This window comes from Deinococcus yavapaiensis KR-236, assembly GCF_003217515.1.
Classification (GTDB): Bacteria; Deinococcota; Deinococci; order Deinococcales; family Deinococcaceae; genus Deinococcus_A; species Deinococcus_A yavapaiensis.
The window spans coordinates 1-13,550 of record NZ_QJSX01000018.1 but is presented as its reverse complement, the minus strand read 5'-3'; the positions used below and the strand labels follow the sequence as shown (position 1 = coordinate 13,550).

Below are 13,550 nucleotides of genomic sequence, written 5' to 3'. Positions count from 1 at the left end.
GAGCGGCTGCCCCAGCCTCTATTGCAATGAGTTCCGAGTGCCACGCTCGCCGACCGTCGAAACGCCGAATGCCCAGGGAACTTCGGCTGATCCCCACAGACACTCGGAGTCAAGGCTGGTCCGCACGCTTCATGCCGTACATCACCTGATCCGCCGTGCGGAGCAGCGACGTCGCGTCTCCGTCACCCGAGTAAACGCTCACGCCGACGCTCGCGCCCACCTGCAGGATCATTCCGCGCAGGTGAAGCGGCGCTTCCAACGTGTTCCGAATGACGCCCGGCGCGTCCTCGGCATGCCGAGGATCCGTCAGACGCACGAGGAACTCGTCGCCGCCCAGACGCGCCCACGTGCCGAGCGGTGCGAGTTCCGAGCGCATGCGGCGTCCCAGCAGTTGCAGTACTTCGTCGCCGACATCGTGACCGTGCGTGTCGTTGATGTTCTTGAACCTGTCGAGATCCACGATGGCCACGGCGACGTTCGTTCCCTTGCGCCGCGCGTATCCCAGGGCTCGGTCGAGGTCACGCATGAACGCCGCGCGGTTCAGGAGGCCCGTGAGGGCGTCCGTGCGTGCTTGACGCGCGAGTTCTTCGCGTAGATCCTTGAGGTGCCCGATCAACAAGCCGAGCAACACCGCCACGAGCGTACTTGCCGTGCCCGTCGTGAGCAGCACGTGCACGTCGAGCGTCCAGTCGGGCGTGCGTGCGTACCCCGCGATCAGGATCGGCAAGCTCAGCAGACCGTGCAGCACGCCCATGCGCATTCCACCGAGCCACGCGGCGAGCGCCACGATCAGGTACGCGATGGCGGGCGCCGCCTCTCCGAGCCCCGCGAGGATGGCGGGGAACGTGGCGTAATACACCCCCCACCCCAGGACCGGGACCACGTGGGACAGAACGCGCCGGGAAGCATCGGTCTTCACTACCTTCAATTGTTCTGACGGCGTATCACAAAACTCTTGCACGCCGCCTTCGCGAGCGGCGTGATTGCCACGCCCCCACGAGATGCGTTCGTACCCGCCGTTCACGCCGTTCAGCCATCGGTACCGCGACAGGCGATCGGTGACACTGCTCAAGAAGAGAACCGACCTAGCTCGGCATTGAGGCGGCGAAGCTTGGCCACCCGTGGGCGAGAGACGGCCAAGATCGCGCGTCGTCACCTCGGCTCTTCGAGGACGGCCCTCCGCTCGCGCCAACTTCGCGCGGCGGCCAAGCTCCACCCCAGGCCCAAGCCCCACACGGGAGCGCTCAGGCCCAGCCAGGCAAATCCGGACGCCGTCACGACCAGCGTCAAAAGCGCCGCCTCGCGCCAGCGCGGCTCGGCGACCATGGTGCCTTCACGGCCCATCAACAGCGGCCCCAGCAGAGCCAAACCCGCCAAGCCCTGAAGCAACGGCCCTGGAAGAACGCCGACCAATCCCAGCACGACCCCGGCGTTCAATCCCAGCGCGAGGTACCCGGCGGCGCACGTCAACCCGGCGATATAGCGTTTGGCGGGATTCGGGTGCGCGTCGGGGCCGGTGCAGATGGCGGCGGTGATGGCGCCCAGATTCAAGGTGATGCTTCCGAACGGCGCGGCCAACAACCCTGCCAATCCCGTCAGCCCCACCAGCGGCCGCGGCGGAACGTCGCGGTAGCCGCTGGCGCTCAGGATGGCGAGGCCCGGCAGATGTTGCGAGGCGACCGCCAACAGCACGCTCGGCACCGTGACGGCCGCGAACGCCCGGACGCTGAAGCCGGGCTCGATGAAGGTGAAGTGCATCGGAAGGTGGGCGCCGCCGAGATGCACGTCGCCCGTGAGGACCGCGGCGCTCAGACCGGCGAGGAGCGCCAGCGGTACGGCCCAGCGGGGTGCGAACGCCCGGCCGATCAGGTACGCGCCCAGCATGGGCATCAGGAGCGCGGGAGACGTGGGAATGGCCGTGAGGCCGCGCAGGACGAACGGCAGCAGGACACCGGCGAGCAGGGCGGCCGCCAGCGGAGGCGGCAGGTGGCGGGCGATCCAGTCGAAGAGGCCCGTGAGGCCGAACAGGGCGAGCAAGGCGGCCGCGAGCAGCAACGCCCCTACGACCTCCCCGGGCGTCAGGCGGGCGCCCTCGGCGATGAGGACGGCGAGCCCGGCGGTGTTCCAGCCGAGGATGATGGGCGCGCGGAACACCAGGCACAAGCCCGCCCCGGTCACGGCCAGGGCGACGTACATGCTGGCGAGACTGCTGACGGACTGCTCGGGCGTGAAGTGCACGGCCCCGAACATCTGCACGAACAGCGGAAGGTTGCTTGCGGCGCTGACGAGCACTGCGATCAGTCCGGCCATGACGGCCGAGAGGGGCAAAGGTCTCAACGTAAGAGGCTCCAGAAGATGGGAGGGTGGAAGGGCAAGACGAAAAGGCTCGGTTGATGATGTCATCTCGCGCGGAGCGAACGCGGGGTTGTCTGACGTGACGATCCAGGACGCTTCTTTTTCGTGTGACGTTGCCCTTGCTTCGCGAAGCCTCCTCGGTTTATGCCGCCGATCCCGAGGCGACTCCCGAGGCGACGTCGATGACGGCGAGTTCGGCGCCTTCACCCTGCCCTTCGCGCTTGGCACGCGCCATCGAACCCCGGACTTCACGCGAGGAGCCTCGACCGCTACACTCGCTTCACGAGGCTTTGCATGTCCATGAACACCACCGCTCCCTTGCCGCTCGACGAGGAACGCCGCTTGGCGGCCCTCGAACGCCTTGCCATCCTCGACACTCCTCCCGAAGCCGCGTTCGATCGCGTCGCGACCTTGGCATGCGATCTGCTCGGCGTTTCCGCCGGTCTCGTCAACTTCGTCGCGCGAGACCGCCAGTGGGGCAAAGCCTGCATTCGCACGAACGACAGCGAGGCGGCGCGCGCGCACTCGTTTTGCGCGTGGACGATTCTCGACGACGAACCGCACGTGGTACCCGACACCCTCGACGACGACCGCTTTCGCGACAACCCCATGGTCATGGGCGCGCCGCATATTCGCGCTTACCTCGGCGTGCCGCTCCACGCGGAAGACGGCGCGCGCGTCGGGTCGCTGTGCGTCATTCACGACACGCCGCGCGTTTTCGCCGACCGTGAAGTCGCCACCTTGCAAGCTCTCGGGGCGATGCTCGACTCCGAACTCACCCTGCGCGAAACCACCCGCAAAGCGCAGGCGCTCGCCGTGGAGCTCGCCGCGCGCAACGACGCCCTCGACGCGTTCACGTACAGCGTTTCGCACGACCTTCGCGCGCCCGTCCGGCAAGTCCTCAGCTTCGCGACGCTCGCGCGACGCGCCCTCACGAAAGGTGACTCCGGGAAGGTCGACACGCTGTTGAGAACCACCGTCGAAGCGGCAGAGCACGCGAACACCCTCATCGACGACTTGCTGCGCTTGTCGAAGCTCGACTTTGCGCCCTTGAATCTACAAGACGTCGACGTCACCGCCATCACACGCGAGGTCATCGGCACGCTCGACGACGAGTCGCGTTCCGTGGCCTGGCACGTGCACGACCTCGGACATGTGCACAGCGACGCGGCCTTCGTGCGGCTCGTGCTCACCGTGCTGCTCGCGAACGCCTTGAAGTACACACGTCCCCGTGACCTCGCCGAAATTCACGTCACGCGCACGGACACGTCGAACAAGGCGTCGTTCACGGTGCGGGACAACGGCGTCGGCTTCGATCCGCGTTACGCGCACAAACTCTTCGGAGTCTTCCAGCGGCTGCACCGCGCCGAGGACTTCGAAGGCACCGGGGTCGGCTTGACCATCGCGCGCCGCGCCACCGAACGCCTCGGCGGCACCCTCGAGGGCAGCGGTCAACTCAACGAAGGGGCGACGTTCACGTTCACCTTGCCGCGCTCCAAGCTCGACGGTCGTTGAGCGACCCACCCGCGCAGGGTCGTGACGTGTCAGGCCCTGTGCAGGTGGGTCGTTTTTTGTTTCACCTTCTGCTGAGCGCGTTCGTTACTTCGCGCCTTTCCGGATCATGTCGGCGAGGCCGGTGGCCGTACAGTCGTACATGAAGTCATTTGGATGCAACTCGTCCGATGCGAGCAAATCCGTTTGCTTGAAGCCGTCCAAGCTCATCAATTGAATCATTTTGGTGTAACGAGGGTAGATCGGCACGTGTTGATTCACCACGACTTCCCACGTGGCTTGCAGGTACAGACCATAGCGCTGTGGACGGGTCGCTTCCGGTACGTACTGACCATCCATGATCAGGACGTCGATTTTACGTGCGCGAAGCTCTCGTACGAGCAGACTGAACTGCGCGTGGAATTTCTCGACGTCGACGTTCGCCCTCGCGTCGTTGAGGCTGGTTTGCACGATGACAAGGTCGGGCTTCAAGGCGTACACGTCTCGTTGACGTCGAGCCATCAGGTCGAAAAGCGTGTTTCCACCAACGCCTTTGTTCAAAACCAAGACGCTGTTCGTCCCCCACGCCTTTTGCAGCATCGTTTGAAGTCGGGCGGGGTAGGCAAGGCTTGGCTTGGAAGCACCGGTGCCGGCCGTGGACGAACTTCCGAACGCCACGATGCGAACAGGTCGTTTCGAGGCTCGAGTGGTCCTGACCTTGGGAAAGTCGATGGCCGTCGAGGAGATACGGCAGGTGGACGGAATTGGCGTCGTCACCGGTAAGGCGTCGCAAGTTGTCGTGAGGAGAGAGGTGAGCGCCAAGAGCCGCCATGGATTGTGCATCGAAAACAGGTTACGCCCACAGAAGGTCGGAACTTCGAGGGAGCGCGACTTCGAGAACACAAAACCTATCTTAAGAACTATGATGAAACGGTGAAGTCGATTGTCGCGTCCCCCGGTCGCCTCAACTATGTCGCCAACATTCGGCACGTGGCAATCATTTCGGTCGTCGTCTTGCATTGCCTCCTCGCCGTGCCCGGCCCGAACGCCTTGATCAACATCGCCCTCGTCCAAGCCCTCAAATTCGGCACCATCAGCTTCTTCGTCATCGGCGGCTACCTTTTCGGCCGACAGAACCCTCACGACAGTGAAACGTACCTTCGGCGGCGCTTGACGACCCTCTTGTCTCCATGGGCGTTTTGGGCGGTGGTTTATCTCCTCTTCAGCCTCATGCGTGACGCGAGTTTTGAAGGCGTCCCGGTCGTTCATCCCCCGGCCCCCGCGTATCTGCTTGCCAAAGCCCGATGGCTCCTTTTCGAGACGGGCTACTGGTTCGTCCCGAACTTCTTCGTCACCCAATGCCTCGTCACCATTCTTTGGCGCAAGAAGCAGCCGTTGTGGTTGCTCGCCGCCGCCTTCCTTTTCTCGACGATCTACGCCTTGAACATCTACACGAATTGGACTTCGCTTCCGAATCACTCCGAAGCCCTGCTCGGCTTCCTGCCGTTCATGCTCCTGGGCGTCTTGGCGGCGAAGAACGCGCAGAAGGTCGAAGAGGTCGCCAGGAAAACGTCATGGTGGATCGTCGGCGTTCTGTGTGCCGGCCCCTTTCTGGCGGGCGTCTTAGAAGGTTGGTTCCTCCACGTGCATGAAGGGCTCGATCTTGGCGCGAGCATGAACACCCTACGGCTCAGCAACCAGTTGTACTCGCTGGCCGTACTCTTCGGGCTGTACAAGTTGTTCTTGACGCGTCCCCGGTGGAAGCTGGACGGGCGGCAGCTGACGTACGGCGTGCACTTGGTGCACCAACCGATTCTCGAGGCCGTCGCGATCTTGCCGTTCTCTTACTACTTCGCCAATTACACGCTCGTCTACACGTTCGCATCGCACTGGATGCCCGGTGTCGTGGCGCATCTTCTGACGTGGGGAGTCTTTTCGGGAACCACGTACGCGGCTTCCACCATGCTCGCCACCTTGATCGCAAGAAGTCATTGGTCCGGCTTGATCGGCATCCGCACGCGACAAGTGCCGCGTCAAGCGATCACGGCTCGCCTTGAAAGTGAAGCGGGGCCCGCGCCAGCACAGCATTGACACCGCACCGATCTCGTCGAGCACGGCACATTTGGATTCCTGCGAGCGGGTCGTCGGGTCGAACGTGAGCCAGATCGAATGAAGCATGAGGGCTCGCATGAAAGCAGGTGCGTGCGGACCCCGTGTTCTATGGTCGGCTTCGGCGGATCGCACCTCTTCGGCCCGTTCATGCCACGCGTGAAAACGCGGCGGACGTCTCTTTGCACTCCGGACTCGAACCGCTTCTCGATCCCGGCGCCATGACCGTGGCTTCGAGCTTGTCCAAACGGAGGGCGAGCGCGGCCGGGAGCAAAGGAGATGATGGGCTCAACGCCCCGCGGTCCCGCCGCTTCGAGGAGCACGACATGACGTTTCGCCGCTTCACCCATCAAAACACCGTCGCTTCCATCTCGCTGGACGAGTTCACGGTCGTGCTGCTCGGAACCGGCACGCCGCGCGCCTACCCAGGCGCGGCCAAACCCGCTGTCGCCGTCGTCGTGGCGGGCCGGGTGCTACTGTTCGACTGCGGCGCCGACACCACGCGGCAGCTCATCGACAGCGGCCTGATGCCTCAGCGCGTGCACGACGTGTTCTTCACCCACCACCATTACGATCACAACGCGGGTTTTCCGGACTTGTTCATCAGCAGTTGGCGCACTCACGTCGGCGTCATCGCGGGGCGTGCCGTGCCGATGCGCGTGTACGGCCCGGACAACACCCGCGCCGTCATCGGCCGCTTTCACGACGCGCTCGAGTACGACATCGCCCTTCGCGTCTCGTACAACCGTTCGGACGAGGCGGGCGCGCACGTCGAGTACGTCGAAGGCAACAACGCCGTTTTGCTCGACGAGGACGGCGTGCGCGTCACGTCGTTCGAAGTCGATCACCGTCCGGCACATCCCGCTGTCGGATACGCGATCGAATTCGCCGGGCGTAAAGTCGTGATTTCGGGTGACACGCGGCCCACGCCCAACCTCACGCGGCACGCTCGGCACGCAGACGTGCTGGTGCAAGACGCGTACAACGAAGCCTGGCTGCTCGAAGTGCGGGACGACAATCCCGACTTGGCGGTGCAGGTCATGAACCCCGCCAAGTACCACACCACCACCTTGCAAGCCGCCGACCTCGCGCGCGAGGCGGACGTCGCGCATCTCGTGCTGACGCACCACATTCCCGTGCCCCTGACGACGCAGGAAGCGGAAGCCGCCTACACGGCGGGCATGCGGGATCGATATGCGGGACGGATCACCGTGGGCAGAGACTTGATGCGGATCTCCATGTGGTAGCGCTCGACGCGGCCTCGCGCGGGACATGGACGGTCGTGCGGGGAGAAGCAGGAAGCCTCGTCGCGCGCCACGAAGCGGAAGGCGTCGGCCCGCGAGGAAGGACTTGTTCCACACGGCCGATGCCGGACTCGCCGAAACGCGGTGCAGCGCTCGGCGGCCTTCGTTTTCGTCGCTCGAACGGTTCCTGGCGGCCGTTCCGTGGGTTCAAAGGAAGCTCAGGACTTGGACGTCGAAGCGAAGTCGGGAGCCAGTTGTTGCAGGATCGGCGCGAGCGTGCCTTGAACGGAGGCCGGGTCGGGGCTGTGCAGGTATTCGAAGCGGCGCGTTTGCTCGGGCAGCGCGGCGATCAAGGCTTCCGAGCCCGAAGCGTAGACGACGACGTCCGCCCAGCGAAGCACGTCGTCGAGGTCGTCGAGTCCGCGGGCCGAGGCGCGAACGTCGAAGATGTGGGACGCGAACGTTCCGACGCCCGCTTTGAGCACGGGAAGAAACTCCGGGAGGATGGTCACGAGCGCGAGCCGGGTGTCGGGTTCAAGGGCCGCCAGGGCCATCCGCGTCGCCTTGGAAGGTATGAACTGGATCGATACGACGGGAACGGGCGCGGAGAGCAGTTGCCGCACCTCCGTTTCCCGGTGGCGAAACGTGATGATCAAGTCGGCGTTCGCGAGGTCGTCGAGGAGGGCGGCGTTGTCGTGCAGTTCCTGAAGCGTGACGACGTCGATGTGGAGATCGGTGTTCAATTGGCGCCGCAGGTCTTGGACGTACGATTGGGAGACGCCGCGGAAGATGCCGACGAAGGACACGCGAAGTTGATGCGCGTCGCTCAGGACGTGCAGTTTGTGTTCGATGGCGTGTCGCACGTCGGGCGTACTCAATCCGAGTTCGTGCGCTTGGCGTTTCAAGTCGCGCAAGCTGCGTTCGACGAGTTGGTGAAGGGTGAGCAACTTGTCGATGTCGGCGTGATCGGCGACGTAGGTGCCTCGGCCGGGCGTCGAGACGATCAAGCCTTTTTGCTGGAGTTCTTTGTACACCTGCGCCACGGTGACCAGCGAGATGTCGAGTTGGGCGGCGAGTTCACGTACGGGCGGCAGGCGCCCGCCGCGCGGAATCTTGCCGTAGACGATGCCGTATTCGATTTGCGCTCGCAGTTGGGCCGCCAAGGGCACCGCGAGGGAACGGTCGATGGTGATGTCCGTGGCGATGGAGGTCATGTACATAAGTCTCCAAGGTGGCGAAGGATTCGTGTTCTTGTTATAGCGGCATCATAACGCTTTTGGCACTGTTAGGGAAATGCTCGCCCAAGACGCCTCGTCGAGACGCGCCACAGGCACAGTTTTTTCCTTTCTGGAGCTGTTAGAGGTGCCCGTTATCTTCACGGGTTCACGTTGGCCTTGACACCCCCGCAGTGTATTGTTACACTCGCGTCATAACAACACTTCGTTGACGTTGCGCTTCCTGCTTGATGTCCAGAAGGGAGATACCTGTCCTATTGACGGTTCGACGTCCGCGCTCGCTCCCTCTTCAACGGGCTGCCCTACCCTTCACCTCGGCAGCCTCAGACAACGAGGTCAGACATGCCAGTCGCCCTGCGCACGGGAACCCTGCTCGACGGAAGTGGCAACGCCCCCATCCAAAACGCGGTCGTCCTCATCGACGGTGAACGCATCACGGGCGTTCTACGCCAGCACGAGACGCCTCCACCGAACTACACGCTGATCGACGCGTCCCGCTTCACGGTCACGCCGGGCCTCATCGACGTGCACGTCCACATCCTCGGCAGCGGCGACCCGCACGAGGACGCCTTCTTCACCGCCGGAGCGTCCACGACCCTGCCCGACTTCACGCTGGAGTGCTACAAAAACGCCTTGAGCTCCTTGCACGCCGGCTGGACGACTCTGCGCGACTGCGCCTGCCGCGACTACGCCGACATCGCCGTTCGCAACGCCATCAACGCCGGGAAGCTCGTCGGACCGCGCTTGTGGACGTGCGGGCTAGGCATCACCAGCACCGCCGGACACATGGACTTCGAGAAATTCCTCGCGCCTCACGTGACGTCGGGCAGTCCCACGGCGCTCGCCGACGATCCCACCGAGGGTCGCAAAGCCGTTCGTCAAAACCTGCGCTACGACGTCGACTTCATCAAGATCAACGCGACCTTGACCGAGCACGTGCGGCGTTACGGCATGCGTTGCTCGCCCGAGATGACGCGGGAAACCATGCAGGCCATCATCGACGAAGCGCACATGCACCACCGTAAAGTCACGGCCCACTGTTACGGGGGCGAAGGCGCGACGTGGGCGATCGAGGCGGGCGTCGACGGCATCGAGCACGGATTCTTCCTCACCGACGAGCAGCTCGACATGATGGCCGAGCGAGGCACCGTCTTGTGCCCGACCCTCAGCGTCACCGGCCGATTCCGCGAACTCGGTCCCGAAGCGATGGACAAACCGCACTTCGCCGCGTGGCGCGACAAAGCGATCGACGCCGCCTGGGACACCACGGCGCGCGCCCGCGCGCACGGCGTGCAAATCATCTGCGGCTCGGACGCGTCCATGCCCGGCGTGCGCCACGGCGGTAACGGCTACGAACTCCAGATGCTCGTCGAAGCGGGCCTCAGCGCCATGGACGCCTTGGTGAGCGCCACGAGCGGCGCCGCGAAAGCGCTCGACATTCCCGACGTCGGCGTCATCGCGCCCGGACACTACGCCGACCTCGTCGTGGTCGACGGCGATCCGTCGCTTGACATCACCGTCTTGCAAGACCTGCAACGCGTTCCGCTCGTCATCAAAGGCGGCGAGATCGTCGCGGACCGCCGCACGGCCGTACCGCACTCCGTAGTCGCCGCCGATTGAGCGCTTCAGCTCAGCTCACGTGGTGACCTTCGCGCTTCAAAAGGAACTGTCATGAAAAAGCACCTTGCCGCCACTGCCATTTGCGCCTTGCTCAGCTTGGCCGCCGCCGAGACCCTCGTCATCGGCCTCAATCAAGACCCTCCGCAGCTCGATCCCGCCTTGGCGACCGCCACGTCCGAGTACCACGTGCTGCGGCAGATGTTCGACACCCTCGTCGGCTACGACCAGAAAATGCGGCCCATCCCCGCCATCGCCAAGTCCTGGAAGATCAGCCCGGACGGCTTGACGTACACCTTCAACTTGCGCACCGGCGTGAAGTTCCACGACGGAACGAATCTGGACGCGACCGCCGTGAAGTTCAGCCTCGACCGCAACATGACCATGGACACCAGCGCGCAAAAAGGCGTGCTGAGCACCGTCAAGGACGTGAAGGTCGTCAATCCCACCACCGTCCAGATCACTCTCAAGAACACCTACAGCCCGCTGCTCGCCGCTCTCGGAGACGTCGCCGGCATGATCGTCTCGCCGACCGCCGCGAAGAAAGCCGGGGACAAGTTCACCAACCAGCCCGTCGGAAGCGGCCCCTTCTCGTTCGTCAGCCGCGTCACCCAAGACAACATCACCTTGGAAGCCAACAAAACCTACTGGAATGGCGCGCCGAAAATCGACAAGCTGCAATTCAAGCCGTTCCCGGACGGGACGGTCCGAATGGCAAACTTGTTGTCCAACGCCGTGCAAGTCATCTTGCCCGTCGAACCCAAAGACGTCGAAGCGCTGAAGACCAACGCGAAGTTCAAGTACATGCAACTGCCGACCCTGGGGTTCCGCACCATCGTCTTCAACACCACGCGGGCGCCGTTCAACAACAAAGCCCTGCGTGAAGCGGTCTCCGCCACGTTCGACCGCGCCGCGCTCAGCAAGGTCGTGTTCTTCAACACCGAGCAACCCACCGGCGGCCCCTTCGCGCCGGGCACGGCCGCGTACAGCACGACCATCAAAGTTCCCAAAGCCAACCTCGCCACGGCCAAGCAGAAGTTGAGCTCGGCGCAGCAACCGAACTTGACGTTCACCTTGCTGACCATCGCGCGCGCCCCCGAAGACAAGATGACGCAAGTGCTGCAAGCGATGGCCGCGCAGGCGGGCATCAACATGAAAATCGAGCAGGTGGAGGTCGGTCAGTACCTGCAACGCGTCGAAAAGCACGATTTCGACGCCGTCACGATGCAGTGGAGCGGCAAAGCCGATCCTGACGGCAACATCTACGAGTTCTTCCTCACGAACGCCTACTGGAACTGGTCCGGATACAGCGACAAGAGCGTCGACGCGCTTCTCAATCAAGCGCGCAACGCGACCAGCATGGCCGATCGCCGCAAAGCGTACACGGAAGCCTTGAAGAAAATCACGGCGGACAAACCCACCGAGTGGCTGCTGCAACAATCCGCGCGCGTCGGCATGGCCAGCAACGTCGACGGCGTCAAGGTCTTCCCGGACGGCATCTTGCGCTTGAAAGACGTGACCGTGAAATGATCCAGTTCGCCGTTCGCCGCCTGTTCACGACGCTGCCCACCCTGTTCATCGTGACAGTACTGGTCTTCGCACTCGTGCACCTGCTGCCCGGCGACCCGGCACGCATCATGCTCGGGGAAGGCGCCACGCCGGAATCGGTCATCGCCCTGCGCGAGAAACTCGGCTTCGACCGCTCCTTGCCCGAGCAGTACCTTCGGTGGCTCGCCGACATCGCTCGACTCGACTTCGGAAACAGCCTGCGCAACTTGCCCGTCACGACCTTGATCGCCGAGAAGCTTCCGATCACCCTCGAGCTCGCCGTCCTGTCCACCTTGCTGTCGATGGTGATCGCCGTGCCCGTCGGGTTGTTCAGCGCCCTCAAACCCGGCGGACTGCTCGACCGGACGTTGACGTTGCTGGCGTTGTGCGGCATCAGCTTGCCGACTTTCTTCGCCGGAATCATCCTGATCTACATCTTCAGCGTTCGTCTCGCTTGGATTCCGGCGGGCGGGTACGTCAGCTTCTTCGAAAACCCCGCGAGGAACTTGACGCTCATGATCTTGCCGAGCGTCACCCTCGGGGCCTTCTCGGCGGCGGTGCTGAGTCGGTACATGCGTTCGAGCATGCTCGAAGCCATGTCGCAAGATTACATTCGAACGGCCGCCGCCAAAGGCGCGAGGACCTTCACGGTCGTCGTCAAGCACGGTCTGCGCAACGCCCTCGTCCCGGTCGTGACCGCGCTGGGCTTGCAACTGGGCACGCTCTTGGGCGGCGCCGTCGTCACCGAACAGATCTTCAGCGTGCCGGGATTCGGGAACTTGCTGGTGTACTCCGTGTACAACCGTGACTTCCTCGTCATTCAAGGATTGGTGCTCGTCATCGCCTTGGCCGTCTTTCTCGTTAGTTTTCTCGTCGACCTCGCGTACGCCGCGATCGACCCGAGGATTCGATACCAATGACTCGAGCCAAAAGGTTAGCTGGCAAGCCCGCGCGAACACCGCGCTCTTGGCCGAAACCCGTGCAGCGCTTCTTGCGCAACACCCCGGCCGTCATCGGCTTGGCGGTCTTGCTGTTGTTTTGCGTGCTGGCGCTGCTCGCTCCTTGGATTTCGCCGTACGGACCCGCGCAAGCCTCCTTCGACAGCCTCAGCCAACCGCCCAGCGTCACGCACCGATTCGGCACGGACGACCTCGGCCGAGACTTACTCACGCGAACGCTGTTCGGCGCCCGCATCTCCCTCACGGCGGGCATCGTCTCCGTCTTGCTGGCGACCTTGGTGGGAACCACCTTGGGTTTGATCGCCGGATTCTTCCGCGGTTGGGTGGACGAAGCGATCATGCGTCTCGTCGACGCGTTGCTCGCGCTGCCGTTCTTGGTGCTCGCCATCGCCTTGGCCGCCGTTCTCGGGCCCAGCTTGCAAAACGCCATGCTCGCCATCGCCATCGTCACCGCGCCCACCTTCGCGCGCATCACGCGAGGTGAAGTCCTCGCTCAACGCGAACGAGAGTACGTGCAGGCCGCCACCGCGCTTGGCGCCACGGCGCCTCGCATCATCTTGCGTCACCTGCTTCCCAACATCATGAGCGCGTTGATCGTGCAAGTCACGTTGGCGATCGCCACGGCCGTCCTCGCGGAAAGCACCCTTTCCTTCCTCGGGCTGGGCGTGCAACCGCCCACGCCCAGCTGGGGCGCGATGCTCGACTCCGCGCGTGGCTTTCTCGCCTCCTCGCCCTGGATGGCCTTCTTTCCGGGCACCGCCATCTTCCTGACCGTGCTGGCCTTCAACTTGGTCGGCGACGGGCTACGAGAAGCGCTCGATCCTCGCCAACGCCACTGACCCCCGCTTTCCGCCCCGCGAGAACAGCCCCTAGGAGATTTCATGCGCGTGAGTGACTTGAACTGGATGCAAGTGGAGGCGTACTTGCAACGCGACGACCGCTGCATCCTCCCGCTCGGCAGCACCGAACAGCACGGCTACATGAGCTTGAGC

Annotated in this window: 12 protein-coding genes; 8 read left to right on the top strand and 4 right to left on the bottom strand. The window is 63.8% G+C overall.

All coding sequences use genetic code 11. The features are described 5' to 3' along the window. Positions 1–109: 109 nt before the first annotated feature. Positions 110–1,072 (bottom strand): diguanylate cyclase domain-containing protein, encoded by a 963-nt coding sequence (locus DES52_RS23630; RefSeq protein ID WP_110888353.1) that lies wholly within the window; start codon positions 1,070–1,072, stop codon positions 110–112. A gap of 80 nt (positions 1,073–1,152) precedes the next feature. Next, positions 1,153–2,337 (bottom strand): benzoate/H(+) symporter BenE family transporter, encoded by a 1,185-nt coding sequence (locus DES52_RS18665; RefSeq protein WP_245901137.1) that lies wholly within the window; start codon positions 2,335–2,337, stop codon positions 1,153–1,155. 312 nt (positions 2,338–2,649) lie between these two features. On the opposite strand from DES52_RS18665, the gene DES52_RS18660 reads away from it, so the two are divergent. Further along, positions 2,650–3,870 carry a sensor histidine kinase gene (locus DES52_RS18660; RefSeq protein WP_110888351.1) on the top strand — a complete coding sequence of 407 codons (1,221 nt, stop codon included), beginning with the start codon at positions 2,650–2,652 and terminating at the stop codon, positions 3,868–3,870. Positions 3,871–3,954: 84 nt separating this feature from the next. Here the strand turns inward: DES52_RS18660 and DES52_RS18655 are convergent, their stop codons facing one another. Continuing rightward, positions 3,955–4,866, bottom strand: a complete 912-nt coding sequence (locus tag DES52_RS18655) for an SGNH/GDSL hydrolase family protein (RefSeq protein ID WP_110888438.1) — start codon at positions 4,864–4,866, stop codon at positions 3,955–3,957. Here DES52_RS18655 and DES52_RS18650 point away from each other — a divergent pair. Both DES52_RS18650 and DES52_RS18645 read left to right on the top strand, forming a co-directional pair. Then, entirely contained in the window at positions 4,837–5,937 is a 1,101-nt protein-coding gene (locus DES52_RS18650; RefSeq protein ID WP_170131165.1) for an acyltransferase family protein, read from the top strand. The genes DES52_RS18655 and DES52_RS18650 overlap by 30 nt on opposite strands. Before the next feature lie 344 nt (positions 5,938–6,281). Further along, complete coding sequence (locus DES52_RS18645; protein ID WP_110888437.1) at positions 6,282–7,202, top strand: MBL fold metallo-hydrolase; 921 nt, start codon at positions 6,282–6,284, stop codon at positions 7,200–7,202. A 215-nt stretch (positions 7,203–7,417) separates the two neighbouring features. Here the strand turns inward: DES52_RS18645 and DES52_RS18640 are convergent, their stop codons facing one another. Further along, positions 7,418–8,413 (bottom strand): GntR family transcriptional regulator, encoded by a 996-nt coding sequence (locus DES52_RS18640; protein WP_170131164.1) that lies wholly within the window; start codon positions 8,411–8,413, stop codon positions 7,418–7,420. Positions 8,414–8,776: 363 nt separating this feature from the next. On the opposite strand from DES52_RS18640, the gene DES52_RS18635 reads away from it, so the two are divergent. From DES52_RS18635 to DES52_RS18615, 5 genes are all read left to right on the top strand, one after another. Continuing rightward, positions 8,777–10,054 (top strand): amidohydrolase family protein, encoded by a 1,278-nt coding sequence (locus DES52_RS18635; RefSeq protein WP_110888348.1) that lies wholly within the window; start codon positions 8,777–8,779, stop codon positions 10,052–10,054. A gap of 51 nt (positions 10,055–10,105) precedes the next feature. Further along, entirely contained in the window at positions 10,106–11,581 is a 1,476-nt protein-coding gene (locus DES52_RS18630; RefSeq protein WP_110888347.1) for an ABC transporter substrate-binding protein, read from the top strand. After that, positions 11,578–12,519, top strand: coding sequence for an ABC transporter permease (locus tag DES52_RS18625; RefSeq protein WP_110888346.1), 942 nt, complete (start codon positions 11,578–11,580; stop codon positions 12,517–12,519). Before DES52_RS18630 ends, DES52_RS18625 begins: the two co-directional genes overlap by 4 nt. After that, positions 12,516–13,397: an ABC transporter permease gene (locus tag DES52_RS18620; protein WP_110888345.1), complete on the top strand. Its 882-nt coding sequence runs from the start codon at positions 12,516–12,518 to the stop codon at positions 13,395–13,397. Before DES52_RS18625 ends, DES52_RS18620 begins: the two co-directional genes overlap by 4 nt. A 42-nt stretch (positions 13,398–13,439) precedes the next feature. Continuing rightward, a partial coding sequence (locus DES52_RS18615; RefSeq protein ID WP_146237379.1) for a creatininase family protein occupies positions 13,440–13,550 on the top strand: 111 nt, incomplete at its 3' end.